The organism is Streptomyces sp. NPDC054783 (genome assembly GCF_053611725.1).
Window position 1 is genome coordinate 171,980 of record NZ_JBSHAY010000003.1, and the last position, 26,797, is coordinate 198,776.

Sequence of the window (26,797 nt, forward strand, 5' to 3'; positions counted from 1 at the left end):
CTCTCTTCGACGTGCGGGTCATTCCCGGCGAGGCAGGAAGACCGGTCGTTCTACCTACGACGGTAGCCCTCCCGGCGCCCGCGCGCCACCGGCCGTCCTCAGGTGTGGGATGCCTCACCGGCCCTCACGTGGCCGCCGCGGTCGTCGAGGCGTCCGGCTGCTGGACCAGGGCGGTGGGCAGGGCGACGTACGCCGTGACGCCCGAGCCCTGCGTGGGACGCAGCTCGACATGGACCCCGAGGCGGCCGGCGAGCGCGCCGACGACGTGGTGGCCGAGGAACCGGGTGGGCGCGGCGAGCAGGGAGCCGGCCATGCCGGACAGCAGGGCGTTGGCCTCGGACATGCGCTCCGCCGTCATCCCGATGCCCCGGTCGACCACGGCGAGGCAGTACTCGCCGCCGTCCCGCCAGCCGTACACCGCGACGGGCTGCTGGGGCGGGCTGAACATGAGCGCGTTCTCCACCAACTCGGCCAACAGGTGGGAGAGTTCGGCGACACAGTGACCCCGGACGCGGCACTGCTCGATGTCGGTCACGGCGACCCGCTGGTACTGCTCCACCTCGGCGACGGCCGACTGCACCACCTCGGTGACGGTGACCGTGCCGGGCCACCGGCGGGCCGGGGGCTCCTCGCCGGCCAGGACGAGCAGGGACTCGGCGTTGCGGCGCATGCGCGTCGCCAGGTGGTCGAGCTCGAAGAGTTCGGCGAGGGCGTCCGGGTCGAGTTCCTGGCTCTCCAGCGTGGTGATCAGCCCGAGCTGCCGGCTGAGGAGCGCCTGGTTGCGGCGGCCGAGACTGGCCAGCGACTCGGTGCCGTTGCGGCGCAGGACGGCCTGCTCGGCGGCGAGGCCCACTGCGGTGCGCTCGACATTGCGCAGAGCGGCGACCAGCCGGGTGATCTCCCGTGCGGTGCCGGGGACTTCGGCCGCCTCGGGCTGCGCGGGCAACGGGGTGTCGGGGTCGGCCTCCTGGATGTGCCTGACCACGTCCGGCAGCCTGGTGCCCGCGACCGCGTCCGCCTCGTCGGCCAGGGCCCCCAGGGGGCGGGTGATGGAGCGGGCCGAGAACACCGCGAGCGCGCAGGCCACGGCGAGGATCAGCGCGCCCAGCGCCAGGAAGCCGGCGAGTTCCCGGGTGGCCGCGCCGCCGACCTGGTCCGCTCGTGCCCGTACGTCGTCACCGACCTGTTTCTGCACGCCGTGCAGGGCGTCGACGAGCGTCGTCATGTCGGCCCACCAGCGGGTGGGGTCGACGCCGAGGCGCGAGCCGTCGGCACCCGCCTCGGCCCTGGCCTCGTACCCGGTGACGCGGCGGGCGGCAGCCGTTGCGAAGGCGTGGTCGAGGGACGACTTCTCGGCACCGTCGGCGAGTTGGCGGTACTGGCCGAGGGCGGCGACCCGCGTGGCGCGGACGTCGGTGAAGTCGAGGTACTCGCCCGCCCGGAACCGGCAGGCCGCGAACACGCCGTTCAGGGAGCCGCGTTCGAGGGCCACGGCCTCCGTGGCGCGCGCCAGTGACTGCAGTGCCTGCACGCCCTGCGCGATGCGGCGGTCGCCGTCGGGCGCGCCGGCCCCTTCGGCGTCGATCAGCGCGGTGACGGCCCCGGTGTAGAAGCGGAGGGTGGCGGTGCGGTCGGCCGTGCCGGTGTCGACGGCGGTACGGGTCGCGGTGAGGCCGACGAGCGGGTGCTGGGCCCGGCGTAAGGCGGAGGCCGCGGCTCCGGGCAGATCGCCGCTCTGCTCTGCGAGCGCCGCCGTCAGGGACGTACGCGCGTCGTCGGTGCGCGCCCGCTGCCCGCGCACCTCGTCCCGGTACTGCTCGGCACCGCTCAACAGGCCGTTGGTGAGGCCCCGTTCGCGCTGGAGCTCACGGACGAGGTCCTGTTCCCGCAGCAGGAGGCCGACCCGGGACTCCGTGGCCCGCGCGGCGGACCAGTCGTGGGCGCGGTCGGCGACGCCCAGCCCGGTGAGGGCGAGGAGCAGACAGGTGGGTACGGCGAGGACGATCGCCATACGGCCGCGGATGGAGCCCCAGCCGGGCATGCGGACGAAGTGGTCGGGTCGGCGGATTCGGTTCCCCCTCATGCACGGCGAGGCTAGAGGCGGCCCGGCAGGCGCCTCGTTTCCCGGGCGTAAGACATCGATTCACAGGTGCTCACCCGACGCCCGCCCCTGCTGTGAGAGGGGTCATGGCATTGGATCAGCGGCGCCTTCGGGCGGGGGCTGCATGGTGCTGCCCACGGCCGGCACTGCCGCACGCGAAGGCCCCGGACCGGTCACGGCCGGGGGCCTTCGGCATCCACTACACACGTGAGGACAACGCTGGGTGACCGGCTAGCACTCGGTGAACTGCGCGCCTGGATTGCCCTCGCCGTTCAGCAAGTTGCCGAGCACGCCGTTGGCGATGCCCACCTCACCCAGGATGTCGACGCACCCGCCGCGAGGCACGACCGCGGCTTGGGCAGTGGCGGCGGCGGTGGCGGTGCCGGTGGCTATGAAGCTCACGCTAGCGACAACCGCGGCCGCGACAGCGGCCTTGGAGAGCTTGCGCATGTGTCCTCCTTGGGTCGAGTGGAGCGCATCGTCAAGAGATCCATTAAGCGCTCATTTCGGAGGCTAATCCGATATGCACCATGGCGCTCACCAGCAGCGCCATCCGGAGCCCCCTGGGCTCACCCGGTCGTGTCGCACGGCTCTCAGGGCGTCGGGCCCGGCTCGCGGCTCGGCGCGGCGTCCTTCCACACCGTGTGGAAAGCCAGCCGCAGGCAGCCCGCCAGGGCCGGGTGTTCGATGAAGAGCGTGGTGGTGGAGCCGGCGCCGGCCACCGGATCGGGCATGTCGCACAGGACGAGGGAGGCGTCGGCGATGACGAGTTTCAGGGGCAGTTCGGGGGCGAAGCGCGCCTCCTCGCCCGCCGCGGCGAAACGCCGTACGTGGTCCACCTGCTCGGGGTCGTCCAGGGCGTCGTCGAGGTAGATCGCGCGGACCGTGCCGCCCGAACGGTGCAGCCGATGGACCACCGCCAGGCCGTCCGCGTTCTCGGTGGGGGCGACGAACGGCGGTTTGCAGAAGGTGAGCAGTTCGTGCCGCGCCTGCCGCTGGATGTCGGCGAAGCGTTCGGAGATCGCCTTGGGGTCGCGCAGGATCTCGATGTAGTCCAGCGGGTCGGTGTGGTCCCGGCCCTGGGACCACAGGGGCTGCAGGAGGCCGGCCAAGTCCTGGGAGACCCGCTCCAGTCGGTCGACGGTCTCCCGTTGCGCGGCCATCAGGCGGGCGAGGGCCAGCTCGGGCGTGACGGCGGAGTAGGTCGCCACCCGCCCCGGGTGGGTGGTGGCCAGCTGCCGCCGCACGAGGGCGTCCAGCACGTCGTACACGCGCTGGCGCGGCACGTCGGCCTCCCGGGCCACCTCGGCGGCCGTGTAAGAACCACGCCTGATGAGGGTCAGGTAGACCCGTGCCTCGTAGCGGGCCAGGCCCAGCGACATCAAGTCGTTGATGGTTCCGTCTTCAAGCTCCATGGCTGCACAACGTACCCGGCCGCGCCGCGGGTTGATCCCAAGGTTTTTACCAACTGGCTCTGTTCTCTTCGGCAAATTGTCCATAGCCTCGTCTGTAGCCACCACTGACCAGGGTGGCAGCATCAGCAGGATGCCCGACTCGACTCCGGCCGGCCACCCCCAACGGCAAGCGCTTGTCATGTCTATGACATCACCGCGCTTCCGGCCGCCGGTGTGGAGCCACCCATCCCCCCACGGAGGGCAGTTCATTGCGTTCTCACCGCAGAAGGACCCTGATACGCCGCGGCGCGCCCGCGTTCCTGTCCGCGGCGGCTCTGATCACCGGCGGCCTCGCCGTCGCCGCGCAGTCGTCGGCGTTCGCCACGACGACCGACGCGTCGCCCACCACCTCCACGGCCTCCACGGTGCACACCCGCCCGCTGTGTTCCGAGCCGACCAAGCCCGGCTACATGGCCTGCCAGGCGGTGGTCCGCACCGACCTCACACCGCAGAAGTCCCTCGGCCGCCACGACACCCCCAAGGGCTTCGGGCCGGCCGATCTGCAGGCCGCCTACAACCTCCCGAAGGACGGCGGCAAGGGCGCCACCGTCGCGATCGTCGACGCGAACGACGACCCGAACGCCGAGAAGGACCTGGCGGCCTACCGGTCCCAGTACGGCCTGCCGGAGTGCAGCACGAGCAACGGCTGCTTCAAGAAGATCGACCAGGACGGCGGCACCAACTACCCGACGCCCGACTCGGGTTGGGCGGGCGAGATCTCCCTCGACGTCGACATGGTCAGCGCGGCCTGCCCGCAGTGCCACATCCTGCTCGTCGAGGCCAAGTCCGCCAGCATGGACGACCTCGGCGCCGCCGTGAACCAGGCCGTCAAGCAGGGCGCCAAGTACGTCTCCAACAGCTACGGCGGCGGCGAGGAGGCCGCCGACACCCAGGCGGACGACAAGTACTTCAAGCACCCCGGCGTCGCCATCACCGTCAGCTCCGGCGACAGCGGTTACGGCACCGAGTACCCGGCCTCCTCCCAGTACGTGACGGCCGTCGGCGGCACCTCGCTCAAGAAGGACAGCAGCACCCGCGGCTGGTCCGAGTCCGTTTGGGGCACCTCCGCCGGCGGCGAGGGAGCAGGCTCGGGCTGCTCGCAGTACGACGCGAAGCCGTCCTGGCAGAAGGACACCGCCTGCGCCAAGCGCGCCGTCGCCGACGTCGCCGCCGTCGCCGACCCGGCCACCGGTCTCGCCGTCTACGACACCTACCAGGCCAGCGGCTGGAACGTGTACGGCGGCACCAGCGCCTCCGCACCGTTCGTCGCCGGCGTCTATGCCCTCGCGGGCGCCCCGGGCAACGGTGACGTCCCGGCGTCCTACCCCTACGCCCACCCGGACAAGCTGAACGACGTCACCGACGGCTCCAACGGGTCCTGCAGCAACTACCTCTGCAAGGCGGGCAAGGGCTACGACGGCCCGACCGGCCTCGGCACCCCGAACGGCGTGGCCGCCTTCACCAAGTAACACACCGAGAACCGCACAGTCCGCTTCGCCCCGCCGGTCGGCCGACGGGGCGAAGTGCTGTCAACGGCACTTGTGCGCATGGCACCTGGGACCAGGCGCCGGAACGCCCGGCGTGGGGGTGGTCGTGACGGGCGTGTGCTTGCCCGGTCTGGTGGCGTGCTTGGCCGGGGGATGGGCGGGCTTGGGGGAGGCTGAGGGGGCTCCGGGCTCGTTGCTGCCGTGGCCCAGGGGTGCCGGGGCGGGGAAGGGCAGGTCGGGCAGGCCGGACAGGGCGTCGCGCATGTAAGCGGTCCAGATCTCGGTCGGGATGTCTCCGCCGAACACCTTCTGCAGGCCGCCGACGCCCGCCAGGGACTGGAGCTGGGGATGGGCCGGGTCCTCTTTGAAGAGGACGACCGACGTGGCCAGTTGGCGGGTGTAGCCGATGAACCAGGCCGAGCGGTAGTCGTCGGTGGTGCCGGTCTTGCCCGCCGCCGTACGGCCGAGTGCCTGGGCCCTGGTGCCGGTGCCCCGGGCGATGACGCCCCGCAGGACGTCGGTCACGTTGTCGGCGACCGCCGCCGGCAGGGCCCGTACGGGAGCGGGAGCCGTGAATCCCGGCAGGACCGCGCCGTCGCGGGTCACCTTCGTCACCGAGTACGGCGTGGCCCGCAGCCCCGAGGCGGCGAACGTCGCGTAGGCGCCCGCCATGCGGATCGCGCTCGGCGTGGAGGTGCCGATGTAGAAGCCGGCGCTGGGCGCGGCGAGGCTCTCCGGGCGCAGGCCCAGGGTCTTCGCCGTCCGGGCCACGTCGCCGTAGCCGACGTCCTCGCCCAGCTGCACGTACGGGGTGTTGACCGACTGCTCCATCGCCGTGCGCAAGGAGATGTACCCCCAGCGGTGCGGGGTGTCGTTGTGCTGGTGGAGGAGGCCGGTGGGGTCCTTGTCGTCGGTGACGTAGTCGCCCTGCCGGTCCTTGATCTGGATGCCGTCGTCGCCGTCGAACCTGCTGGCCGGGGTGATCGGCGCCGGGGGCGTGGCCGGTTTCAGGACGGCCCCGTACTGGAGCGCGGAGGCGAGGACGAGCGGTTTGAAGGTCGACCCCACCGGGACGCCGGAGGTGTCGGCGTTGTCGGAGTAGTGGGCCTGCTGGTAGCCGGGGCCGCCGTAGACGGCCAGGATCCGGCCGGTCGCCGGGTCCACCGAGGCGGCGCCGGCCTGGACGTTCCGGTCGGCGGCCCGGTGGGCGGGGTCGAGGCGCTCGGCGCGCACCTTCGCGACGGCCCTGGCCAGTTCCGCCGTCTTCTTGCGGTCGAAGGTGGTGTGGATCTGGTAGCCGCCGCGGCTCAGGCTGCCGTCGGTGACGCCGGGGTCGTGTGCCTGGACGTACGACCGGGCGAGCTGGACCAGATAGCCGGTCTGGCCGGTGAGCCCGGATCCGGGGGCCCACTTGCGGGGTACGGGGAAGCCGGCCGCCGCGATGCGGGCGCGCTGCTGCTGCGTCAGCCTGCCGGTCTTCACCATCCGGTCGAGCACCCAGGACCAGCGGGCCTGCGCCTGCGCCCGGGCCCGGGGGTCGGCGTCGGCGTACTGGAAGAGGCTCGGCTCGTTGACCGCGGCGGCGAGGAACGCGCCCTGGCTCACGGTGAGCTTCTCGACCGGGAGGCCGTAGTACACGCGGGCGGCGGCCTGGATGCCGTTGGCCTGGCGGCCGAAGAAGCAGGTGTTCAGATAGCCCTGGAGGATCTGCTGCTTGCTCATGCTCGCGCCGATCTTGGCGGAGATCAGCAGTTCCTTGAACTTGCGGGACAGCGTCTGCGACTGGTCGAGGTAGGTGTTCTTGACGAACTGCTGGGTGATCGTCGATCCGGACTGGACGGAGCCGCCCTCGGCCATGTGCACGAGGGCGCGCGCGACGCCCTGCGGGTCGATGCCCGGGTCGGTGTAGAAGGAGGCGTTCTCGGCGGCGATGAAGTCCCCCTGCACATCGGCGGGGACCTGCGCCAGGGTGACGTTCTCCCGGTTGACGCTGCCGTCGGTGGCCAGCACGGTGCCGTCGGACCAGTAGTAGACGTTGTTCTGGAGCAGCGTCTGGGGGTTCGGGTCGGGGACGGTGATCGTGGCGTAGGCGTACCCGACGGCCACGGCCACTGCGCCGACGCAGAGCAGGAACGACGCCAGCACCTGGCGCCACGACGGCAGCCAGCGGCGCGGGCCGCTCCGGTCGGCGCGCGGATAGTCGATCCAACGTTTCCGCACGTCGGTACGGCGCCTGCCGCGGCCGCCCGCCGCACGCCTGCCGGAGCTGGTCCGCTGCGGCGGTCGGCGCCGGGTTCCGCTCATGGGCTCGGATCACTTTCCTTCCGGTACCGCTGGGTTCGGTACCACTGGGTTCAGTACCACTGGGTGGTGTCGTGGGGGACGGGCTGCTGCCGGTAGCCGGCCTGGGGCGGGCCTTCGTACGGTCCGGGTCGCGGGACGGCGCCGTAGGGTGCGGGGTGCGGGACGGCGCCGTAGGGTGCGGGCTGCGGGACGGCCGCGTACGTTCCTGCATGGGGGCCGGCCCCATACGGTTCCGGCTGCTCAGGGGCGGTGGTGCGGTCGTCCCCGGAGGGACCCGCGGCCGCCGGGGCCGACGCCAGGCTGCCGTAGCGCTCCATGCGCTGCCAGCGCAGGCGTGAGCCGGACACGGCGGTGAAGACGGACTGGATCACCACCAGGTACATCAGCTGCCGGTAGACGAACTGCTGCAGCGGCAGGCTCCACAGCGGGCCGGGGCGTTCACCGTCCAGGCGAAAGGCGTACAGGCCCATGCCGAGTTGCAGCAGCAGGAAGGCCAGCCACAGACCGGCGATCCGCAGCGGGTCGAGGAAGACCAGGCCGTACAGGGCGAAGATGTCCACGGCCGGGGCGAGCAGCGGCAGCAGGACCTGGAAGAGGAGGAGATAGCCCAGGCCCCGGCGGCCCAGCTTGCCGGCGGCGCCGCGCTGGACCAGCGCGCCGCGGTGCTTCCACATCGCCTGCAGGGTGCCGTAGCACCAGCGGTACCGCTGCCGCCACAGGGCGTTCAGGGACGCGGGCGCCTCGGTCCAGGCCACCGCGCCCTCCTCGTACACCACGCGCCAGCCGTCGCGGCACAGGGCCATGGTGAGGTCGGTGTCCTCGGCGAGGGTGACGTCGCTGACGCCGCCGAGGTCCAGCAGCGCCCGGCGGCGGAAGGCGCCGACCGCTCCGGGCACGGTCGGCATGCACTCGGCGAGGTCGAACAGGCGGCGGTCGAGGTTGAAGCCGACCACGTACTCGATGTGCTGCCAACGGCCCAGCAGGCCACCGCGGTTGACGACCTTGGCGTTGCCGGAGACGGCGCCCACGCGGGGATCGGCGAAGGGCTGCACGAGGGTGCGGACGGCGTCGGGTTCGAAGACGGTGTCGCCGTCGACCATGACCACGAGCTCACAGGAGGCCGCGGCGAGCCCGGTGTTGAGCGCGGCCGGTTTGCCCGCGTTCTCCTGCCGGATCACCCGCACCCCCGGCAGCCGGAGCGACTCCACCAGGTCCGCGGTGCCGTCGGAGGAGCCGTCGTCCACCACGATGACCTCCACCGGATGGTCCGAAGCGATCAGGGACCTCACGGCCGCCTCGATCCCGGCGCTCTCGTTGTACGCGGGGACGATGACACTGACCGGTTCGGTCACCGGCGGCCCCCAGGAGCGGCCCCGGCGCCCGGAGCGCAGGCGCCGGTGCCGGCGGGCCGCGATCAGCACGACCGCGGCGCGCAGCACGCTGATCGCTCCGGCCGCGTACATCAGCACGCCCAGCAGCCATACGACCCAGTCGCCGGTCCGCAGCACCGTGATGAGGGCCATGCCCTGGAGGTGGTCGCCGAGGCCGGCGCGCTGGACCGGCCCGGCCATGCCGACGGCGGCGCCGACCGTCGCGAACCGGAAGCCCTGTGCCTTCAGCCTCGGGATCAGGGTGCCCAGCGCGGCGACGGTCTCGGCGCGGTCCCCGCCGCCGTCGTGCATCAGCAGGACCTGACCGGCGTGGCCGTGCGGGGTCGCGTTCGCGACGATGCGGGCGGTGCCGGGTCGCTGCCAGTCCTCGGCGTCCTGGGTGGAGAGCACCGTGACATAGCCGGCCTGGTCGGCCTGCTCGAGGACGGACCAGTCGGCGTCGTCCAGCGCGGCGTTCGACGAGGAGTACGGCGGCCTGAGCAGTGCGGTGGTGACCCCGGCCGCGCCGGCCACCGCCAGCTGGGTCTCGCGCAGTTCCAGGGAACGCTGCCAGGGGGCGAGGCGGGCCAGGTCGGGGTGGGTGAAGGTGTGGATGCCGATCTGGTGGCCGTCGGCGATCATCCGGCGGACCAGGTCCGGGTGGTCCACGACCTCGGTGCCGACGACGAAGAAGGTCGCGCGCACATGGTCGCGGCGCAGCACGTCGAGGATGCGCGGCGTCCAGACGGGGTCGGGGCCGTCGTCGAAGGTGAGGGCGATGGTGCGGTCCCTGACCCGGACGGTGTGCGCGGAGGAGGCGGCGTTCGCGATCACCGGGCCGCCGTGGGTCACCCGGGCGGGCACCGCGTCGTTCCGGCCGCGGGCACCGGTCACGTCGTCCGGGCTGATCCCGAACATGTGGTGGGTGTAGCCCTGCAGCAGGAGTGCCGTCGACAGCGTCACCGCGAGCACGCTCAGCAGGAGCCAGTGGGTGCGGGGTGTGATCTGGCGGGTGCGGCCGTGGCGGCGGGAGGGGGCGGTGCGGCGTCGGCGATCGGTCACGTCAGGGCCTTGGGATCACTTCACGGGCTTGTGGGACGAGCCGAGGGCGCGTCCCTTCGGGGCCGGGGTGCGGGTGGAGGCGGAGGCCGGGGAGGTGGTCTGCGCCTGCGTCACGGTGGTCCCGGCCGCGGGGGCGGTCGGGGCTGCCGTGGAGCCCGGCGCCTTCCGTACCGGACGGGGGCCGGTGTGCGCCGCGGCGGGGTTCGTGCTGCCCGCCGGGCGGCCGGTGCCGGCCGGGGCGTTCAGGCGCGGCGTGGCCGGGTGCGTGGCGGCCGGCTGCGGGACGAACGGGGCGCTGACGCTGGGGCCGCCCAGCAGGGTGCTGATCAGCAGGGCGACATAGCCGCCGGCGGGGATCATCAGCAGCCAAGCGGCGCGCAGCACACGGCGCTGGCGGCGCCCCGAGGAGTCCACGAAGACGGGCCGCGCCGGCTCGCTCACCGGTGTGTCCGGTTCCGGCACGAAAGGGATTTGCGGCGCGAAAGGTATGGGTTGCGTGTCGAACTGCCCTTGGTGCACGGCGTCCCAGGGCAGGGTGGCCGTGTCGGTGACGGCTCCGCCGCCCTGGTGACCGTAGGCATACCCGTACCCGGCACCGCCGTACGGCTCCTCGCCGTACCCCCTGCCGCTCTCGTCCGTCCACTGCACGAGTCGTGTCCCCTGTCCTGGCCGACCGACATGGTCATCCGCATGGACAGAGCGCGGCACCCCGGAACTGTTACACCTCAGTCCTCATGCACCCACTTCACCACCGCGTCTCCACACTCGGCGGTCTGCGTGTAGAACGCCTTCAGCTCCTGGTGCGCCACCGCGAACGCACCCCATGTCTCGGGCTCCGCGGTCACACCGCCGTAGTGCGGCAGCAGTGCGTCCCGGGCCAGGCCCCACAGCGCGTCGAAGTCGGCCGCGGCCAGGAACCCGGACACCCGGCGGGCCTGGGCCGCCGTCAGCACCAGCAGCGGCGGTTTGCGCCGGTCGGCGCGGAACACCGGCCGGCCGCCGAGCACCACGTGGGTCTGGGGCCGGTCCCGGGCAAGGGGCTGCAGGCAGGCGCCGGTGTAGATGCGTTCCTGGTCCCGGTAGTGCCGGACGGTCTCCGAGTCGTCGTCGAAGAGCCGTTCCAGCCAGGTCGAGCTGTTGCGCAGTGCCGGCGGCGGCACCGCTCGCAGACGGAGGTACGCGCTCATGCCACAAGGAGCGCACGAGGGTGCCGAAGCATCACGCGGCCGGACGGGACCGGTCCGCCCCACGCGGGGCGGCCGGGGCCTCGTGCAGTGGTCAGGGCCCTGGCCGCCCCATCCCTCTCCGTGCCGCCCACGAGGGGGGAGACCGGAACGGCACGGAGAGGGGTCCGGGGCGGGCTGCGGCACCTGCGCCGGCGAGCGGCAGCCGACCCGGGCGGTACCGCGCCCGGCACTCACCCAGCGCGCGGCCCGCGGAGAACGTCACCCGCCGCGACCGCCCCGGTCACCTGCGGCCTCGTGAAGGAGGCCTGGTACGTTGTGACACTTCTGTGGGGGCAGACGCTGATCGCCGTGGGGCCGTCGATGCGACCGGTGCGCGGCTGACGGCACGAACTGGCTACGAACCAGCGCGAACGAGGATGATCTTGGGCCAGGTACGGCAACCCCGGCGCGTACAGGCGTACGACGAGGAACTGGGCGCGGCGGTCGCGCGGGCCCAGGAGGGCGACGAGGCCGCCTTCGCGGTCGCCTACCGGTTCGTGCAGCCGGGCCTGCTGGGCTATCTGCACGGATTCGTCGGCGACGACGCCGAGGACGTGGCCGCCGACGCCTGGCTGGACATAGCCCGCGACCTCGGACGTTTCAAGGGCGACGGCGCCGGTTTCCGCGGCTGGACCGCGACCATCGCCCGGCACCGGGCGCTGGACCACCTGCGCCGCCAGCGCGTTCGGCCCCGCTCGGGCGGGACCGAGCAGGACGTACTGCACCTGGCCGGCCCGCACAGCACCCATGAGCAGGCCCTGGAGTCCCTCTCCACCGAGCGGGCCCTGGAACTGGTCCGCGGACTGCCCAGGGACCAGGCCGAGGCCGTGCTGCTGCGGGTCGTGGTCGGCCTGGACGGTCCCGCCGCCGCTCGCGTCCTCGGCAAGCGCCCCGGAGCGGTGCGCACAGCGGCCCACCGAGGCCTGAAACGCCTCGCGCGCCAGCTCGGCATCGGCGACGCGACGGAGAAGGGTGTGACGGATGAGGCTTCCCGAACGCTGGGGGAGTCGACATGAGCTACACCCGGTGCACCGCACGAACCACACGAACAGCACGAATCGACACGGCCGGACAGGAACGGACGAGAACGGACAACGGACATGGGTGAACGGCTGAGCGGCGACGGAGGACCGGGCCGTCGACGCGTGCAGGCCGGCACCGTGTCCGGCGCGTCGGACGCGGCTGACGTCGCCGCGCTGGAGACGGTGCTGGCCGCCGTCCTGCGCACCGGTGATCTCGACCCCCGGGCCGAGCAGCGGGCCGTGGCCGCGTTCCGGGACGCCGGCGCCGCGGGCGCGCGGCGGGCACGCACCCGGCGGCGGGACGACTGGCGGCCGACCGCGGAGCGGCGGGCCGGGCGGACGGTGAAGATGACGTTCGGCGCGGTGTTCGCCAGCGTCGCCCTGGGCGGGGTCGCCGTCGCGGCCATCGGCTCGGCCGGCTCGTCGACGGGCGGTACCGGGGCCGGCCCACGGACCGGGCACCCCTCGGCGGTCGCCCCGGCCCGGCCGGGCGGTACGGCGCCGTCGGCTCCCTCCGCCGGCTCCCGGCCGACGGACGGTCCGCCGTCCGCCAAGGACACCCAGGCCCACTGCCGTGCCTACGAGCAGGTCCGGAGCCGGGGCAAGGCGCTCGACGCGACAGCCTGGCAGCGGCTCGTCACGGCCGCCGGCGGCAAGGACAAGGTCGCCGCGTACTGCTCCGAGCAGCTGACGCGGGCGACCGCCACGCCGAGCGGGCGGACCGGCACGGGCAAGCCCGGCGAGAGCGCCGGGGCCGCCGGCCACGGCACGTCCGGCGGGACCGGCACCTCCGGCAACGGCACCTCCGGAACTGGCGCCTCCGGCAGCAACTCCGGCGGTACGGGCGACTCCGCCGGGAGCGGTACGGGCGACTCCGCCGGGAAGGGCCAGTCCGGCGGCGGCAGGACCGGCGGGAAGCACTGACCGGGAGCGCCGACCTGGTGGAGCACGTCCTGTCCGTCAGGGCGTGCCGCTGGGGATCACGCAGTTCTTCGGCTGTTCGCGGCCGGTGGGCCAGCCGAGGCCGACGAACCTCAGCCCGCCCCGGCCCGCCCGGCCCGGATCCAGCTCGACCACCGCGACCGGCTTGTCGTACGGATTGCCGGCGCTGGTCAGGCAGATCAGACCGCTCGTGCCCTGCACCCGGTGCCGGGACTGCAGTTGCGACCACTCCCCGCCGACGTCGTCCAGGGCCGGCATCCTCGCGGCGTCGCCGCTCTGCACCTGGTGCAGGGCCGTGCCGATGGTGACGAGGCCGTCGTACACGAGCATCGTCCGGGAGTCGTCCAGGTTCGGAGCGGAGCCGAGGTCGGTGGCCTTCGTGGTGCCGATCAGCTTCTTCAGGTCGTCCAGGGCCGCCTGGGGCTCGGTGAGGTACTGGGGGAGCTCGTCCCCGGTGGGCTCGCGGTGGTGGGCCGCCTTGAACCGCTTCTTCCAGGCGGCCAGTTCGGTGCTCCAGGCGTCCGGGTGCGCGGGGGCGGCGTACTGCACCGTCACCTTGGCCCTGCCGTCCGCGCCGCGCAGCTGCTGCCAGTCCCCGTCCGTCATGTTCTGCTGCAGCGAGGCGGCGTCGGAACCGCTGATGATCGTGTAGTGCCGGTTCTCGCAGCCCACTTGGGCGAGTTTGAGCGCGAAGAGCCGCAGGTGCAGGGTGCGGCCCGCGAAGTAGACGGTGTCGGCCTCGGAGTCGCAGATGTTGTTGGCTATCTGGGTGAACTGGTTGCCGGTCGAACCCGCCTCGTCGATCGCCGGGGAGGTGAAGGGCATCGCGGCGGGACCGGGCGCGCCCGTCTCCCGGATCCCGCTGAACGCCTTCGCCAGCGACTCGTCGTAGCCGTCCGGCCGCTTGTCGTAGACCAGGACCGTCCTGCTGTTCTCCCGGCCCTGCGCCCCGTTGAAGTCGGCGAGCGCCTGGGCCACGTCGTGGTTGGCGGGGATGATCCGGGCCAGGCCGGGGAACCTGGGCTTCGCCATCCCGTCCGCCCCGTCCGCGTTCGCGATCTGGTCGCCGGTGATCCGGGAGGCGAGCACCGGGATCCGGTGGTCCGTCAGGCGCCTGACGGCCGCCTGGGTGGCGTCGAGGCTGAGGTTGAAGCCGGTGACGGCGCGCAACCGGTCCCCGGGCGAGCCGGCCATGCGCAGCAGGGTGTCCACGACCGTCGACTGGTGCCGGTAGTCCCGCCCGGGGTTGGCCAGCACCAGCCGGATCTTCGGCGGTTCGCCCTCGCCCTCGTTGGCCTCCAGCTGCCCCAGGTACGCGCCCTGGAGGTCGCTGCGCATCTCCCGTCGCAGGGCCGCCTTGTCCGACTGGAGCGGCAGCATCATCGCCACCGTCACATGGGGCTGGCCCTGGATCTTCCTGTTCTCCCGGGCGATGGCCCGGGCCACCTGCCTGATCTCCGGTGTGCCGAAGTCGTAGCCCTCACCGTTGACGCCGACGCACTCGCCGCCGATCCGCTCGACCCCCTCGGTGCAGGTGTCCGGCCGGCTGACGACGGACCAGCCGAACAGACCGCCCGCCACGACCGCCGCCGTGACCAGCAGCGCGTAGAGGATCTTCTTCCACCTGGGCATCGCCGCTACCTCCTTCGCCGGAGCTGATCGGTGCAGGCGCAGCGCAGCAACGGCTGCTCGTTCTCCGCCAGGGCACTCCAGTCGGTGGCCGTCCGGCCGAGCTCCCCGGCGCCGTCGAACTCCATGATCGAGAGCAGGCCCAGCAGCTTGTCCAGCGTGCGGGCGGTCTCCCTGCCGGTCGGCCGGGTCCGCTCCTCGCACAGCCACACCGCGTGCAGCAGCTGGTCGACCGTGCGGCGCAGCGCCGGCCCGTCCACCGCCACCAGGCCCTGGGCGCGCTCCCGCCGGGTGTCCGCTCCGCCCGGATACGGCGCCTGGGCGACCTCCAGCAGCTCCGCGCACCACTCCCGGGGGCGCCCGGGCAGCGTGGCGGCCAGGTGGCGGACCACGTCGTCCACTCCGCCGGAGACCAGGTGGTGGTTCATCCGGTGCGCCATGACCGAGCGGAATGCACCGCCGCCCGGCGCCCCCTCCTCCGCCGTGCGTGCGGTGTAGTGGTCCCGCAGCAGGTGGTGGTCGGCGACCCAGGCCTCGCCGTCGGGGAGCAGCCCGTACAGCCGGTGCACCAGCAGCTGGCGCAGCCCGAAGTCCCCGATGAAGTGCCGCTCGCAGCCGGGCCAGCCGGTGTCGGTGAGCAGCTGCGCGACGTGATGTGCCGTCAGGCGGTGGACGCGGCCGGACTGGTGGTGGCGGAGCAGGACGTCGGCGCACTCGGTGTCGTGTGCCACCGACAGATGGGTGAGCAGGTCGAGCCACTGGTCGTGGTGCTCGGCCGGCAGCCTGACCGGCAGCTGGTCCAGGACCAGCTCCCGCAGCAGTACGTCCGCCACGGGCCGCTCGGGGCCGCCGTCGCCCGGGAGCGGCAGCCGGGCGTCGAGGATGTCCCGGTCATTGGCGTCCGCCGGCATCCGGAAGGCGGCGGCAGCGGCGGCCAGCCGGATCACCGTGTGCGGCCGTCCGCCGCTCAGCCGTGCCACGGCGGCGTCGACACGGCGGCGGTTCGTGCCGCCCTCCGGCTCCGCGCGCCGCTGTCTTCGCTCGGTCTCCAGCCGGAGCTGGTCGCCGGTCAGCAGCGGCATGCGCAGCAGCAGCACCCCGTCTGCCAGCGGTGCCCGGTCCGCCCCCGAGTCCGTGCGCCGGGACCAGTCGGCCGGCACGCCGTCGGCCGGCCGGAACTCCGCCGGGGCCGGCACCTCCCGCGGCGGCAGTCCGCCGTACAGGAAGGCGCCGCCGTCCGCCCGGCGTGCCGTGCCCACGACCACCACGCGGTCGCGCTGCCCGGCCCTGCGGTCAAGGAGCACGGCGCGCAGCAGCTGCTCCCCCAGCGGTGACTCGGCGCGGTCCAGCAGCACCGCCGGGCGGCCGACCCGGCTCAGCCAGCCCAGCGCCCCCGCGTACGCCGCCTCGAGGTCCTCGCGCAGCGCCCGGAAGAGGAAGCTCTCCGCCAGCTCCCGCTCCTCGCCGCCGGCCTGGAAGTCGGCGGCGAGATCGCGCAGCCCGTGCTCGGGCTGGCCGGCCGCACCGGGGTAGGCGCCGTAGATCCGCGCCAGTTCCGTACGGCCCCGGGGCGCCAGGCTCGCGAAGATGGCGTCGAGCAGCGCGGTGCTCACCGAGGCCGCGTACGGGTCGAGCGCCTGCCCGGACAGGGTCGTCAGCAGGTTCCGCAGGGCGCCGCGCAGCGCACCCCGCCAGAAGTCCCCCGTGCCCAGGCCGCGCAGGCGCTGCTTCTGGAGTAACTCCTCGTAGCGTTCGACCTCTGCCGCGACCGCCTCGGCGGTGCCCTCCGTGACGCCGGTCGCGACCATCGCGAGGCCCGCGAAGAGCCGGGGAAAGGCGAACGAGCCGCCCGTCCCCTGCCAGCCGGCGAGCCGCCGGGCGGCCTCGGCCAGGACCTCGGTCGCGGCCGAGCGGGCGCCGGGCTCCGGCTCCGCCCGGTCCGCGTGGGCCGGTGACCCGCAGTCCAGGTGGATCACCGGCACCTTGGTGGCGAACCGGTCCCGCACGGCCCGCAGCAGCCGGCCCTTGCCCATGCCCGGCCCGCCGGTGAGCAGCACCACCGGCAGGTCGGGGCCGTACAGCGGTTCCCGGCCGCCGCCGGACGGCGACCGCCCGAGCAGGCGCGCGAAGAAGCCCTCCTCCGCGAGGAGTCTTTCGAACCCCACGTCCTCACACACGGATCCCCCATGGATGCTCTCCCGCCCAGGAGCAGGTGATCGTTGTGGTGAAAGGACATCAGTGGAACATAAAGCCCTCTGTTCGGACAACGATGCTGACGCGAAAGGAAGTTGGGGACGGTGGGCGCGTGTGACGAGAGGTCAGGCCGATGCCGTGGCCGCCGCGCCGGCCCCTGCCGGCTCCGGTACGACGCGACGGCACCGGGCCGGCATCCCGAGCATCGGGTTGGCGACGCTCCAGGCCGCGCCCTTGCAGACCAGCTCCTTGTAGACGGCGGCGAGCCGTCCCGTCAGGGCCGCCCGGACGGGACGGTCGTCGGCGGTGACGTACTGGATCAGGCCTTCCCTGCGGCCCAGCGAGATGCACTGGTTGAAGTAGCGGATCGGTACCTTCGGGAGGCCGGCGCCGGTCAGGCGGGCAGCGACGGCGTCGGCGGCCTGCCACGCGGTGAAGCCGCCCGAGGCGCACGACATGCGCAGCGGCTTGTCACCGGGGCCCATCGCCATGGCCGCGTCGCCGACGGCGTACACGTCAGGGTGCGAGACCGAGCGCATGGTCCGGTCGACCACGATCTGGCCCGTGCCGGTGACCTCCAGGCTGCTGGCCCGCGCGATCGGGTGTACGGCGAAGCCGGTGGTCCACACGGTGACCGCGGCCGGCACGGGCGTGCCGTCGGCGGTGGTGACGCGGTCGGCCTCGACGGCGGTGACGGCGGTGTGCTCGTGCACGGTGATGCCGAGCCTGCCGAAGACCTTCCGCAGGTGCCGGCGGCCCTTCGGCGAGAGCCAGTCGCCGAGGCCGGCACGGGCGACGAGGGCGACGTCGAGGTCCGGGCGGGCCTCGGCGATCTCGGTCGCGGCCTCCAGGCCGGTGAGGCCGCCGCCGACCACGACCACGGGCTGTCCGGCGGCCAGGGCGGCCAGGCGCTCGCGCAGCCGGAGCGCTCCGGGCCGGCTCGCGAGCTGCTCGGCGTGCTCGGCGGTGCCGGGGACGCCCTGGTCGTTCCAGCCGCTGCCGAGGGCGTACACGAGGGTGTCGTACGGCAGTTCCTCGGCTCCGTCCGCGCCGGTGACGGCGACGGTCCTGCGGTCGGCGTCGACGCCGGTCACCCGCGCGAGCTTCACTTCGACGCCGGTGCCCGCGAACATCTCCGCGATCGGCCGGGGCTTGAGGGACTGGCCGACCGCGAGCTGGTGCAACCGGACGCGTTCCACGAAGTCGGGCTCGGCGTTGACGAGGGTGATGGCGACGTCTTCGGGGCGCAGCCGCCCGGCGAGGCGCCCGGCGGCGACGGTTCCGGTGTATCCGGCTCCCAGGACGACGATGCGGTGCTGCATTTCCGGCTCCTGCCTGCTGCTGTCTTCGACCGCTGCCTTCAGCGGATCCGCCCCTTGAACCGGGCGGCCCACCGTTTCCTGACAGGAATCGGATGTGAAGCAGCTCACATTCGAGTCGGGAGGGGTCCGAGGTGGTCAGAAGATGCCGAGCAGGGGTTCGCCGTGGTCGCCGGCCGCCCACCGCCGCGTCGCGCGTTCCAGCTTGTCGGGGTTGACCTGGTTGCGGAAGGCGGCGATGCCCTCGGCGGTGATCTCCAGGCACATCACGCCGACGACCCGGCCGCCGACGACCGCGACCAGGGCGGGGCCGCCGTTGGCGGTCGTGACGTAGACCTCGGACGGGCCGCCGATCAAGCGGCGCTTGGCCTCGCTGGGTTTGAACAGGCCCCGCATGAACTTCGCGACCGCGAGGGCGCCCTCGAAGGCCTTGGCGCGGGCCGGGACCTTCCCGCCGCCGTCGCCGACCGCGATGGCGTCCTGGGTGAGCAGCCGTACCAGCGGCTCGGTCCGCCCGCTGGTGGCGGCCGCGAGGAACTCCTCGACGACCCGCCGGGCGGCGGCCCGGTCGATCTCGGTGCGGGCCCTGCCCTCGGCGACGTGCTTCTTGGCGCGGTGGAGGATCTGCTGGCTGGCGGCCTCGGTGAGGTCGAGGATCCCGGCGATCTCCCGGTGCGGATAGCCGAAGGCCTCCCGCAGCACGTACACCGCCCGCTCGTCGGGCGAAAGCCGTTCCAGCAGGGCGAGGACGGCGTACGACACCGATTCGCGCTGTTCGGCGGTGTCGGCCGGCCCGAGCATCGGGTCCCCGGCGAGCAGCGGCTCGGGCAGCCACCGGCCCACATAGGTCTCGCGCCGCGCGCGGGCCGAGGCGAGCTGGTTGAGGCACAGGTTGGTGAGCACCTTCGTCAGCCATGCCTCGGGCACCTCGATGCGCCCGACGTCGGCGCCCTGCCAGCGCAGGAACGTCTCCTGTACGGCGTCCTCCGCCTCGCTCGCGGAGCCCAGCAGACGATAGGCGATGGCCTCCAGCCGGGGCCTGCACGCCTCGAACCGGTCCACGTCGTCCACGGTCAACGCCATGCCCGCGATCCTAGCCCGCAGGGCGATTTCGGGCTCGAGGCGGTCCGTGGGCGGCCCCCGGGCCGGCGGGACCCGGGGGCTGCGATCCGACGGCTCGGCTAGCGGGTGCCGTGTGCGTCGGGGGCGGGCAGGTGGCGGCCGGGAACCACGGTGGGGTCGGGTGCGGGCCGGGCGCTGTCGGCGGCGGAGCCCGCCGAGGCGAACGTGGACCGCGCCGCGGCCGTCGCGGGCAGCTCGCCGTTCGCCACCCAGTGGGTGGTCGTCCAGGCGCTGCTCGCGGCGATCGCCGAGGCGATGGCGGTGCGGTTGGCCGCCGGGTACGAGGTGTTGCCCCCGAAGGTCTGCACCACCCAGACGCTCGCGGCCTCCTGGTTCAGGTAGTTCGAGGCCGGTGCCGACAGGCTGGACTCGGCGGACCAGAGCATCGGGCCGTACGTGGCCGTGGCCGCGCCGCCCGCGACCGCGTTCTGCCAGGTCCAGGTGTCCTCGACGACGGCCTGCGTCGGTGCGGACCACCAGAAGCGGGCCAGGTTGGCGGCGACGTCCTCATGGGTCTTGCCGCCGGTCGTCCAGAAGCTCCAGACCTGGTTCAGGGGCGTGTGCTCCATCGCCTGGGTGGCGTTGTAGCCCACCGTCACCATGTTCGTGGTCTTGGGGTTCAGGGCGTTGAGGTAGTTCTTCACCGAGGTGGGGACCGTCTTGCCGTTCGTCAGCAGGACCACGCCGGTGCCGTGGTAGCCCAGCGCGCCCGCGGCCGTGGAGGCGGCGACCGGGTCGTGGTAGTCGTTGCCGTCGGCGACGAAGATCCAGCTCGGGGTCGCGCTGATCTGCCTGGCGACCCGGGCCGACAGCGAGGAGAGGTCGGGGGCGTCGAGACGCAGCGGCTTGTAGCCGAGTGCCTGGACCTGGCTCGCCACCTTGGAGCCGAGGATGCGGGTGCTGCCGTTGAGGTAGACGGTGCTGCCCTTGGGAAGCGATCGCTTGAGCTCGGTGGCCGCGGCGGAGTCCAGGCCGCTGCCGGAGGTCATCAGGACCGGGCCCTGCTTCTCCGCGGCCAGCGCGATCGCGGGGGCCGAGTAGGTGCCGTTGCCCTTGTTGACCAGCACCGCGGACCTGGCCGCGATGAGCCCGGGTACGTGCGTCCCGCCCACGGTGTCGAACGTCCACCGGGACGCGGCGCCGTCGATGCCGACCGAGCCGGTGCCGTAGACCCGGACCAGGGTGTTCTTCCGCAGCGGCTGCCAGGCGGGCTTGGCGCCCTTGCCGGCTCCGGTGACCTGGGTCGACGTACCCGCCGCCAGGTCGAGGACGCGCACCGTCTGCACGTCGTCGGACCAGCCGGCGTGCGAGCTGTGCGCCTCGTAGGCGATCCGTCCGCCGGCCGGGTCCCAGGTCGGTGACAGGTGGTCGGAGGGGTCGGTGGTGACCTGCTTGACGTCGCTGCCGTCGGCGTTCGCCGTGAACAGCTGGGTCCAGCCGTCCACTTCGCGCGTGAAGACCAGCTTGCCGCCGTCCGCCGAGAACACCGGCGAGGAGCCGGAGGCGATGATGTTCTTCAGCGCCTTGGTGGACGGGTTGTAGGTCCAGATGCCCTGGCTGTCGTAGCAGCCGTAGTTGTGCCGGCGTTCGAAGGCCAGCGTGCCGGCCGGGCTCGCCGTCGGGTGGACGTCACAGACCGTCGACGGTTCCTGGGTGGCCGTCAGCAGCGGCTCCGGCGCCCATGACCCGTCCGAGGGCCCGTAGGCGAGCTGGCCGCCCGTGCTGAACACCACGTACCGGCCGTCCAGCCAGAACGCGGGGTCCTCGTACGACGCGCTGGAGCGCACCTTGGTGGCCCACGGCAGCGTGACGAGCGAGGTGCTGCCGGTGACCCGGCCGGTGGACAGCTGGCTCCAGCCCGCCACGACCCTGCTGCCGTCCGGCGCCCAGTTCGGGGTGTAGCCGTAGTTCGGGATGCCGGGGACGGAACGCAGTCCCGTTCCGTCCGCGTTGACGGTCTCCACCCCCGTGGAACCGCCGTACAGGCCGATCTGTCCGGCCGTCACCGTTGCGGTCGCGGCCTGCGCGCCGGGTGCGGCCGCACCGAGCAGGCCGGCCGCCGCCAGCGAGGCGGCCGACGTGAGCGCCGCGAGACGGCGGCGCGTGCGAGATCTCAACTCGAAGCCCCCTGAAGAGTGCGTGCTTGTCCGCCGCGAGCGTCTCGGCCCCGCGCGTCCCGGGGGAACTCGTGCACGGAACGGGCGGCATCGGCGCGCGCGTGTCTGTGCCGCGCTGCGCTCCGGGTGACAGCGATCACTCGTCGGCAGCAGGACCGTATGTGATGACCCGCGGGGGGCACCGGAAAGTGACTTCGAACAGTGGGTGAACAAAAGGCGCGGGGGCGCTACTTGTTGCGGAGCGGGGTAATGCGCAGGGCCCGCAGCGGCGAGCGGAAGGCCGGCAGAAAGCTCAGCGTCATGCCGGCCGCGCCGATCCCCAGCGTGGCCGCCGCTCCGAACGCGGTGCCCGCGGCCCCGCCCAGAACTCCGCCGAGCGGCAGGCCGCCCCAGGACACGAACCGGGCCGTCGCGATCGTCCTGCCCAGGAGCCGGTCCGGGGTGAGGGCCTGCTGGACACCGGTCTGGGCCACGACGCGGACGACGCCGCCCAGCGAGAGAGCCGCGAGGCCGGTCGCCGCCGCGCACACGCTCCAGCCGGGTCGCGCGGCCGGCACCAGCGCGGTGAGCGGACAGGTGACGAGCGGCGCGAGCCAGATGACCGGGCCCTGCCCGAGCCGTTGCGAGACGCCGGCCGCGAGCAGGGCGCCCAGCAGGGCACCGCAGCCCATGCCGGACAGCACGAGACCGACGGCCGACGGACCGAGGCCCAACTCCCGTTCCAGGAAGACCAGCAGCATGCTCTGGTACAGGGCTAGGAAGAGGTTGAACAGTGCGTCACCGAGAACGGTCGCGCGCAGGACGGGATGCCCGAACACGAACTTCAGCCCCTCTGTGATCTCTCGGCGCATCGGGGGCCGCCCGCCCGCCTCCGGTCGCGGTTCGCGTCCGCGGAGCCGGCTCGCGAGGAGCCCCGACAGGGCCATCCCGGCCGCACTCGCCACGATCGCCGCGGGCGCTCCGGCCCGGCCGACCAGCGGACCCGCCAAGGCCGGCCCGCCAATGCTGGTCACCGAGCGGATCGCGGAGAGCTTCGCGTTGCCCTCGACGAGCCTGCCGCGCCCCACCAGGTGGGGCAGAAGGCTGACGTGGGCGACGTCGAAGAAGACGGTCAGCACGCCATGGACCAGGGCGACGGCGTACAGCCACCGGAGTGACAGCAGGCCCGCCCACCAGGCCGCCGGTATCGTCGCGAGCACCAGCGCCCGCACCAGATCGGCGCCGACCAGCACCGGACGTTTGGGCAGGCGGTCCACCCAGGCCCCGGCCGGCAGTCCCACCAGCAGCGAGCCGGCCGTGGTCAGCGCGCTCAGCAGCCCGACCTGGAACGCATCGGCGTGCAGAGCGAGGAGGGCGACCAGCGGCAGCGCCAGGAAGAGGATGCGGTCGCCCAGCTGGCCGAGAGCGGTGGCGACGAACAGCCGCCCGAAGTCCGGGTCGCGCAACAGCCCGAGCCGGGACGCCGTGGGCCTACGGCTCACCGTAGGTCCACCGCGAACTCGTAGACCACTTCCCGGCGTACGTCCGGGATGACGATGTCGGCGGTCTCCACCGGACGACCGCCGGTGTCGTAGATGGTCCGCTCGATCCGGAGCACCAGGTCCCCGACGCCGATCCCCAGCAGATGCGCCTCCGCCCGCCCGGCCCGCGCCGGACGCGGCACCTCGACGACGGTCTCGACGTCCACGCCGATGGAGCGCAGCCGCGCGACCACCCCCCTGCCCGCGAGCGGCCCCCGCTCGGGCAGGACGACCGGCGTTCCCCGCGTGACGGCCATCGGCTCCCAGGAGTCGGAGAGCTGGACGGGCTGCCCGTCGGCGAGGAACTCGTACTGCGTGTTGACGCAGAGGTCCCCGGTGTTGATGGCGAGCCGCTCGGCGATGGCCTCGGGGGCGGGGACGCGCACCAGGCTGTGCGCGTCCCAGGAACCGGCCCGTCCTCGCTCCGGCGCGCCGCCGAGGGCGCGGGCGCCCCGGTGCTCGCGGTGCCACGAGCGGAGCATCCGCAGGCGTTCACGGGGCGTACGGACGTAGGTGCCCGAGCCCGCGCGACCTTCCAGCAGGCCCTCGATGATCAGCCGGTCCACGGCCCGCTGCACGACATTGCGCCCGACGCCGTACTCCTCGGCCAGCCGCGCCCGGGACGGCAGTCGCTTCCCGGTCTCCCACTCCCCCGCGAGCACCCGCACGCGCAGGGCGTCTGCGACGGCGAGATACGGCGCCTGTCGGGGCATGGGCGAACCCTCCGATCAGTGACGGTCGGTGACGTGTTTCCGGGCGGATTCGCAAGCTACTTCACCGGCCGGAAGCTACTGGAGCAGCACTGCGCCCGGTGTTCGCCGCACCGGGTGTACTCGGCTGGGCGCAGCGGATGTTGCTTCCCCCGTCGGACGCGCCGGACCGGCGCCGCGGGCGAGTCTGGTCGTACTCCCGGCCCCGGATCCGAAGGAAGCGAAGTGAGCCGTCGATTGTCGCCCAGGGCCCGTAACAGCTGGGTCGTCGTGCACATGGTCGCCTCGGTCGGCTGGCTGACGCTGATGCTCTGCCTGCTCACCCTCGGGGCCACGGCACTGGCGACCGACGACGCGGACACGCTGCGGACCGCGTACCGGGCGATGGGGATGCTGGGCGACGCGCTGATCGTCCCGCTGAGCCTGCTCACCCTGCTCAGCGGCGTGGTGCTCAGCCTCGGCACGCCCTGGGGGCTGTTCCGCTACTACTGGGTCGCCGTCAAGTTCTGGCTGACCCTCGCGGCGACGGCGGCGTCGGCCTTCGCCCTCACCGCCCGGCTGCACGACGCGGTGCACGCCGTGGCCCGGCATCCGACCGGCTCGATCGCGGCCATGCACCTGGGGTTCGTCCGCTACGACACCGTGATCGTGCCGGCCGTCGCGCTGCTGCTGTATCTCTCGATCGTCGTGCTGTCCGTCTTCAAGCCGTGGGGGCGGCGGGTGACCACACCGGCGCGCTCCCTCCCGCGCCGCGGAGGTTGAGCGGCAACGGCCGAGGGCATGCGTACCCCCCAAGTGCCCTCAGGTCTGCCGCGGATCCGGCCTCAGGACCGCGAAGACCGCCCGGGCGGGGTCGGCCAGCCAGGCGATGCGGCCGACGCCGGGGACGTTCGCCGCCGGCATCAGCACCGAACCGCCGCTGTCGCCCACCGCCGTGACGATCGTGTCCGCGTCGGCCACGGCGAAGTACGGCACCCAGCGGGCGTCCTCCCCGTCGTCCCCCAGCGGGGCCACGCCGCCGAAGGAGCCCTCCTGCTGGTCGCCCTCCCCGATGCTGAGCACCTGGTACGTCATGCCCGGCGCCTGCATCTCCTGCGACCGCCAGCCGAACAGCCCGCGGTAGAAACCGATGGCCGCCTGCGGGTCCCTGACGTGCAGCTCCACCCAGACCAGCGCGTCGGCCTCCGACACCCGCTGCAGACCCTGCCCGTTCTGCAGCACCGCGAACTGCGCGCCCTGCGGGTCGGTGAACTGGGCGAAGGTGGTCTCGCCCAGGCCGGCCGGCTCGGCGCGCACCCGGCCGCCCGCGCCGGTCACGGCCCGTGCGGTGGCCCGGGCGTCGTCGGTGCGGAAGTACGTCATCCAGGCGGATCTCGCCCCCCGCTCGGTCAGCGGGCCGAGCCCGGCCACCGTACCGCCGTTCTTCTGGAAGAAGCCGTAGCCGCCGCCTTGCGGGCCGGCGGAGGCGAACTCCCAGCCGAACACGGCACCGTAGAAGGCGACGGCCGCCTGTGTGTCGGGGGTGCCGAGGTCGATCCAGATGGGCGATCCGGTGCGGAACTCTGTGCCGAGCATGCGTCTCCTCCTGCCGGTCCGGTGCGGAAGCCGCCCGCCACTATGCCGACGGACCCGCTCGGACCCGGCCGGGACACGGGAAAAGAACCCCGCGAATCTGCGCAGGAGTGACACATGTGCTGCACACAGCCTTTCGAAAGGCTCGTTACCGTGACGGTCGCCCGCTCCCCCAGGACTCAGGAAGACCACAGATGGACTACTGCTCCTCGTGCCGCCGGCACCTCAACGGCGCCCTGGTCTGTCCCGGGTGCGGTGCCTACGCCCCGGACATAGCCCCGCCCCGCACCCACGCCGGTGTCACGGCCGCACCGCTCGCCGCCGACACCTGGTTCGGCGCCGGGCAACCCGCCGCCGAGCCGTCCGCCGACCTCGCGGACACGGCCACGGACGCACCGCCCGCCGACGTCACCGACGCGCCGCGCGCCCCGCAGGGACGCGCCGCCCGGCGCCGGCAGCTGGCGCGCTGGAAGAAGAACCAGCGCCGGGCCGTGGTGGCGACCGCCGTCGCACTCGTCGGCGGCGGCCTGACGCTCGCCTCGCTGGACCGCGGCAACGGCGGCAAGGCCCAGGCGGCCACCGCACCGGACCACCGGAGCATGGGCCTCACCGAGGACCCGTCGGCCGCGCCCAGCAGCCCGCCGTCCACACCGGCCCCGCCCGCCGCCACACACCGGCACGCCCCCGCCACACCGGCGGCGCAGACGCCCGCCGTGAACGCCCCGCGACAGCAGTCCCTCGCCCCCGCGCCCCGCACGGCACAGTCCGCCGGCCACCCGCACACCGCCGCGGCGGCCCCGCAACCGGCCGCGCCGGCCGCCGCGCAGCCGCGGAGCACCGCACCGTCCTCCTCCGGCACCAGCACGGGCACGAGCAGCGGGACCGGGGCGGGCACCGGCACCAGCACGGGCACGGGTTCCTCCGGTACGGCGTCCCAGCCGACCTCGTCCACCGGCACGGGCAGCGGTACCTCCACCTCACCGACGTCCCCGACATCCCCGTCCTCGACGTCTTCCCACCAGCTCTGCCTGGTCCTGGTCTGCCTCGGCTGACGGCACGCGCACCCCCGCGGGCCGCCCCCGTCGATCGGCTACGCTACGCGTCCGACGACGGGGGAGAGACACATGTTCGTGTACGGCAAGCGACTCAAAGCGGCAGGTGCGACGGCATTCCTGCTGGCCGCGCTCGCCGCGTGCGGCGGCGGTGGCCGCACAGGCGGCAGCCCCGACCCCGTCCACGGCCTCAAGGACACGACCCGGCACGTCTCCCGGCAGACCACCCGCGCCACCCGCCCGCACCTGGTCAAGAGGTGCACCACGGGCACCCACCAGGTCCGGCACAGCTCCCGTTCCGGCAACCACCGCCGCACCCGCACCTGGTACACCACCGAGCGCTACCAGGACTGCCACAAGGTGCGCAGCGGCACCGAGACGTACCTCAGGGAAACACGCCCGGAGCGGTGGTGCGTCCGCCTGGACGACGTGAACGGCAACCGTAAGCAGGACGACGTGTGGTACCGCGTCGACCGTCTCGACTACAACCGGGTCCTGGACGCCGACGACCGCGCCCGCGTGCAGTTCGTCCCGCTGTACCCGGACACCGGCTGCTGACGTCGGGTTCCCGGCGCAGCCGACGGCGCCGCCCCCT

The 26,797-nt window shown here is 73.2% G+C and carries 21 protein-coding genes; 6 read left to right on the forward strand and 15 right to left on the reverse strand.

Annotated elements, in window-relative coordinates; all coding sequences use genetic code 11:
• Positions 1-124: 124 nt before the first annotated feature.
• The 3 genes from ACWGJ5_RS07710 to ACWGJ5_RS07720 form a co-directional block, all read right to left on the reverse strand.
• On the reverse strand, positions 125-2,083 hold the full coding sequence (locus ACWGJ5_RS07710; protein WP_453308864.1) for a sensor histidine kinase: 1,959 nt from the start codon (positions 2,081-2,083) through the stop codon (positions 125-127).
• Positions 2,084-2,332: 249 nt separating this feature from the next.
• The gene (locus ACWGJ5_RS07715; RefSeq protein WP_453308865.1) at positions 2,333-2,551 is read right to left on the reverse strand and encodes a hypothetical protein; all 219 of its coding nucleotides are present in this window, start codon (positions 2,549-2,551) and stop codon (positions 2,333-2,335) included.
• Between the two features lie 143 nt (positions 2,552-2,694).
• Positions 2,695-3,516 carry a TrmB family transcriptional regulator gene (locus ACWGJ5_RS07720; RefSeq protein ID WP_453308866.1) on the reverse strand — a complete coding sequence of 274 codons (822 nt, stop codon included), beginning with the start codon at positions 3,514-3,516 and terminating at the stop codon, positions 2,695-2,697.
• 248 nt (positions 3,517-3,764) lie between these two features.
• Here ACWGJ5_RS07720 and ACWGJ5_RS07725 point away from each other — a divergent pair, with 248 nt between their 5' ends.
• Positions 3,765-5,024 (forward strand): S53 family peptidase, encoded by a 1,260-nt coding sequence (locus ACWGJ5_RS07725; protein ID WP_453308867.1) that lies wholly within the window; start codon positions 3,765-3,767, stop codon positions 5,022-5,024.
• Between the two features lie 60 nt (positions 5,025-5,084).
• Here ACWGJ5_RS07725 and ACWGJ5_RS07730 read toward each other — a convergent pair whose 3' ends face one another.
• The 4 genes from ACWGJ5_RS07730 to ACWGJ5_RS07745 form a co-directional block, all read right to left on the reverse strand.
• Positions 5,085-7,346 (reverse strand): transglycosylase domain-containing protein, encoded by a 2,262-nt coding sequence (locus ACWGJ5_RS07730; protein ID WP_453308868.1) that lies wholly within the window; start codon positions 7,344-7,346, stop codon positions 5,085-5,087.
• Between the two features lie 50 nt (positions 7,347-7,396).
• Positions 7,397-9,778, reverse strand: coding sequence for a glycosyltransferase (locus tag ACWGJ5_RS07735; protein WP_453308869.1), 2,382 nt, complete (start codon positions 9,776-9,778; stop codon positions 7,397-7,399).
• Positions 9,779-9,793: 15 nt separating this feature from the next.
• Positions 9,794-10,426 carry a hypothetical protein gene (locus ACWGJ5_RS07740; protein ID WP_453308870.1) on the reverse strand — a complete coding sequence of 211 codons (633 nt, stop codon included), beginning with the start codon at positions 10,424-10,426 and terminating at the stop codon, positions 9,794-9,796.
• 77 nt (positions 10,427-10,503) lie between these two features.
• Positions 10,504-10,965, reverse strand: coding sequence for a DUF1877 domain-containing protein (locus ACWGJ5_RS07745; RefSeq protein WP_453308871.1), 462 nt, complete (start codon positions 10,963-10,965; stop codon positions 10,504-10,506).
• 422 nt (positions 10,966-11,387) lie between these two features.
• Between ACWGJ5_RS07745 and ACWGJ5_RS07750 the strand changes: the two genes are divergently transcribed.
• Entirely contained in the window at positions 11,388-12,020 is a 633-nt protein-coding gene (locus tag ACWGJ5_RS07750; RefSeq protein WP_453309164.1) for an RNA polymerase sigma factor, read from the forward strand.
• An 84-nt stretch (positions 12,021-12,104) separates the two neighbouring features.
• Positions 12,105-12,950 (forward strand): hypothetical protein, encoded by an 846-nt coding sequence (locus tag ACWGJ5_RS07755; RefSeq protein ID WP_453308872.1) that lies wholly within the window; start codon positions 12,105-12,107, stop codon positions 12,948-12,950.
• A gap of 36 nt (positions 12,951-12,986) precedes the next feature.
• Here ACWGJ5_RS07755 and ACWGJ5_RS07760 read toward each other — a convergent pair whose 3' ends face one another.
• The 7 genes from ACWGJ5_RS07760 to ACWGJ5_RS07790 form a co-directional block, all read right to left on the reverse strand.
• Entirely contained in the window at positions 12,987-14,600 is a 1,614-nt protein-coding gene (locus ACWGJ5_RS07760; RefSeq protein ID WP_453308873.1) for an amino acid ABC transporter substrate-binding protein, read from the reverse strand.
• Between the two features lie 5 nt (positions 14,601-14,605).
• Complete coding sequence (locus ACWGJ5_RS07765; protein WP_453308874.1) at positions 14,606-16,762, reverse strand: hypothetical protein; 2,157 nt, start codon at positions 16,760-16,762, stop codon at positions 14,606-14,608.
• A 153-nt stretch (positions 16,763-16,915) separates the two neighbouring features.
• Entirely contained in the window at positions 16,916-18,112 is a 1,197-nt protein-coding gene (locus ACWGJ5_RS07770) for an NAD(P)/FAD-dependent oxidoreductase (RefSeq protein ID WP_453308875.1), read from the reverse strand.
• A 135-nt stretch (positions 18,113-18,247) separates the two neighbouring features.
• Positions 18,248-19,192 (reverse strand): RNA polymerase sigma factor SigJ, encoded by a 945-nt coding sequence (gene sigJ, locus ACWGJ5_RS07775; RefSeq protein ID WP_453308876.1) that lies wholly within the window; start codon positions 19,190-19,192, stop codon positions 18,248-18,250.
• Positions 19,193-19,290: 98 nt separating this feature from the next.
• Positions 19,291-21,348, reverse strand: coding sequence for a TolB family protein (locus tag ACWGJ5_RS07780; protein WP_453308877.1), 2,058 nt, complete (start codon positions 21,346-21,348; stop codon positions 19,291-19,293).
• Positions 21,349-21,575: 227 nt separating this feature from the next.
• Positions 21,576-22,829 (reverse strand): MFS transporter, encoded by a 1,254-nt coding sequence (locus ACWGJ5_RS07785; RefSeq protein WP_453308878.1) that lies wholly within the window; start codon positions 22,827-22,829, stop codon positions 21,576-21,578.
• Complete coding sequence (locus ACWGJ5_RS07790; RefSeq protein ID WP_453308879.1) at positions 22,826-23,581, reverse strand: GntR family transcriptional regulator; 756 nt, start codon at positions 23,579-23,581, stop codon at positions 22,826-22,828. The genes ACWGJ5_RS07785 and ACWGJ5_RS07790 overlap by 4 nt, the downstream gene beginning before the upstream one ends.
• 222 nt (positions 23,582-23,803) lie before the next feature.
• Here ACWGJ5_RS07790 and ACWGJ5_RS07795 point away from each other — a divergent pair, with 222 nt between their 5' ends.
• On the forward strand, positions 23,804-24,340 hold the full coding sequence (locus ACWGJ5_RS07795; protein ID WP_453308880.1) for a DUF2269 domain-containing protein: 537 nt from the start codon (positions 23,804-23,806) through the stop codon (positions 24,338-24,340).
• A 39-nt stretch (positions 24,341-24,379) separates the two neighbouring features.
• Here the strand turns inward: ACWGJ5_RS07795 and ACWGJ5_RS07800 are convergent, their stop codons facing one another.
• On the reverse strand, positions 24,380-25,153 hold the full coding sequence (locus ACWGJ5_RS07800; RefSeq protein ID WP_453308881.1) for a VOC family protein: 774 nt from the start codon (positions 25,151-25,153) through the stop codon (positions 24,380-24,382).
• 191 nt (positions 25,154-25,344) lie between these two features.
• Between ACWGJ5_RS07800 and ACWGJ5_RS07805 the strand changes: the two genes are divergently transcribed.
• On the forward strand, positions 25,345-26,202 hold the full coding sequence (locus ACWGJ5_RS07805) for an SCO2400 family protein (protein WP_453308882.1): 858 nt from the start codon (positions 25,345-25,347) through the stop codon (positions 26,200-26,202).
• Positions 26,203-26,274: 72 nt separating this feature from the next.
• Positions 26,275-26,760, forward strand: coding sequence for a hypothetical protein (locus ACWGJ5_RS07810; RefSeq protein WP_453308883.1), 486 nt, complete (start codon positions 26,275-26,277; stop codon positions 26,758-26,760).
• The last annotated feature ends 37 nt before the right edge of the window (positions 26,761-26,797 follow it).

What these genes read in the sequence shown, in the direction of transcription:
- ACWGJ5_RS07755 (WP_453308872.1), top strand. Translation starts at nt 12,105, where the DNA reads ATGGGTGAACGGCTGAGCGGCGACGGAGGACCGGGCCGTCGACGCGTG.
- ACWGJ5_RS07770 (WP_453308875.1), bottom strand. Translation starts at nt 18,112, where the DNA reads ATGCAGCACCGCATCGTCGTCCTGGGAGCCGGATACACCGGAACCGTC.
- ACWGJ5_RS07745 (WP_453308871.1), bottom strand. Translation starts at nt 10,965, where the DNA reads ATGAGCGCGTACCTCCGTCTGCGAGCGGTGCCGCCGCCGGCACTGCGC.
- ACWGJ5_RS07730 (WP_453308868.1), bottom strand. Translation starts at nt 7,346, where the DNA reads ATGAGCGGAACCCGGCGCCGACCGCCGCAGCGGACCAGCTCCGGCAGG.
- ACWGJ5_RS07715 (WP_453308865.1), bottom strand. Translation starts at nt 2,551, where the DNA reads ATGCGCAAGCTCTCCAAGGCCGCTGTCGCGGCCGCGGTTGTCGCTAGC.
- ACWGJ5_RS07810 (WP_453308883.1), top strand. Translation starts at nt 26,275, where the DNA reads ATGTTCGTGTACGGCAAGCGACTCAAAGCGGCAGGTGCGACGGCATTC.
- ACWGJ5_RS07800 (WP_453308881.1), bottom strand. Translation starts at nt 25,153, where the DNA reads ATGCTCGGCACAGAGTTCCGCACCGGATCGCCCATCTGGATCGACCTC.
- ACWGJ5_RS07805 (WP_453308882.1), top strand. Translation starts at nt 25,345, where the DNA reads ATGGACTACTGCTCCTCGTGCCGCCGGCACCTCAACGGCGCCCTGGTC.
- ACWGJ5_RS07760 (WP_453308873.1), bottom strand. Translation starts at nt 14,600, where the DNA reads ATGCCCAGGTGGAAGAAGATCCTCTACGCGCTGCTGGTCACGGCGGCG.
- ACWGJ5_RS07710 (WP_453308864.1), bottom strand. Translation starts at nt 2,083, where the DNA reads ATGAGGGGGAACCGAATCCGCCGACCCGACCACTTCGTCCGCATGCCC.
- ACWGJ5_RS07790 (WP_453308879.1), bottom strand. Translation starts at nt 23,581, where the DNA reads ATGCCCCGACAGGCGCCGTATCTCGCCGTCGCAGACGCCCTGCGCGTG.
- sigJ (WP_453308876.1), bottom strand. Translation starts at nt 19,192, where the DNA reads ATGGCGTTGACCGTGGACGACGTGGACCGGTTCGAGGCGTGCAGGCCC.
- ACWGJ5_RS07720 (WP_453308866.1), bottom strand. Translation starts at nt 3,516, where the DNA reads ATGGAGCTTGAAGACGGAACCATCAACGACTTGATGTCGCTGGGCCTG.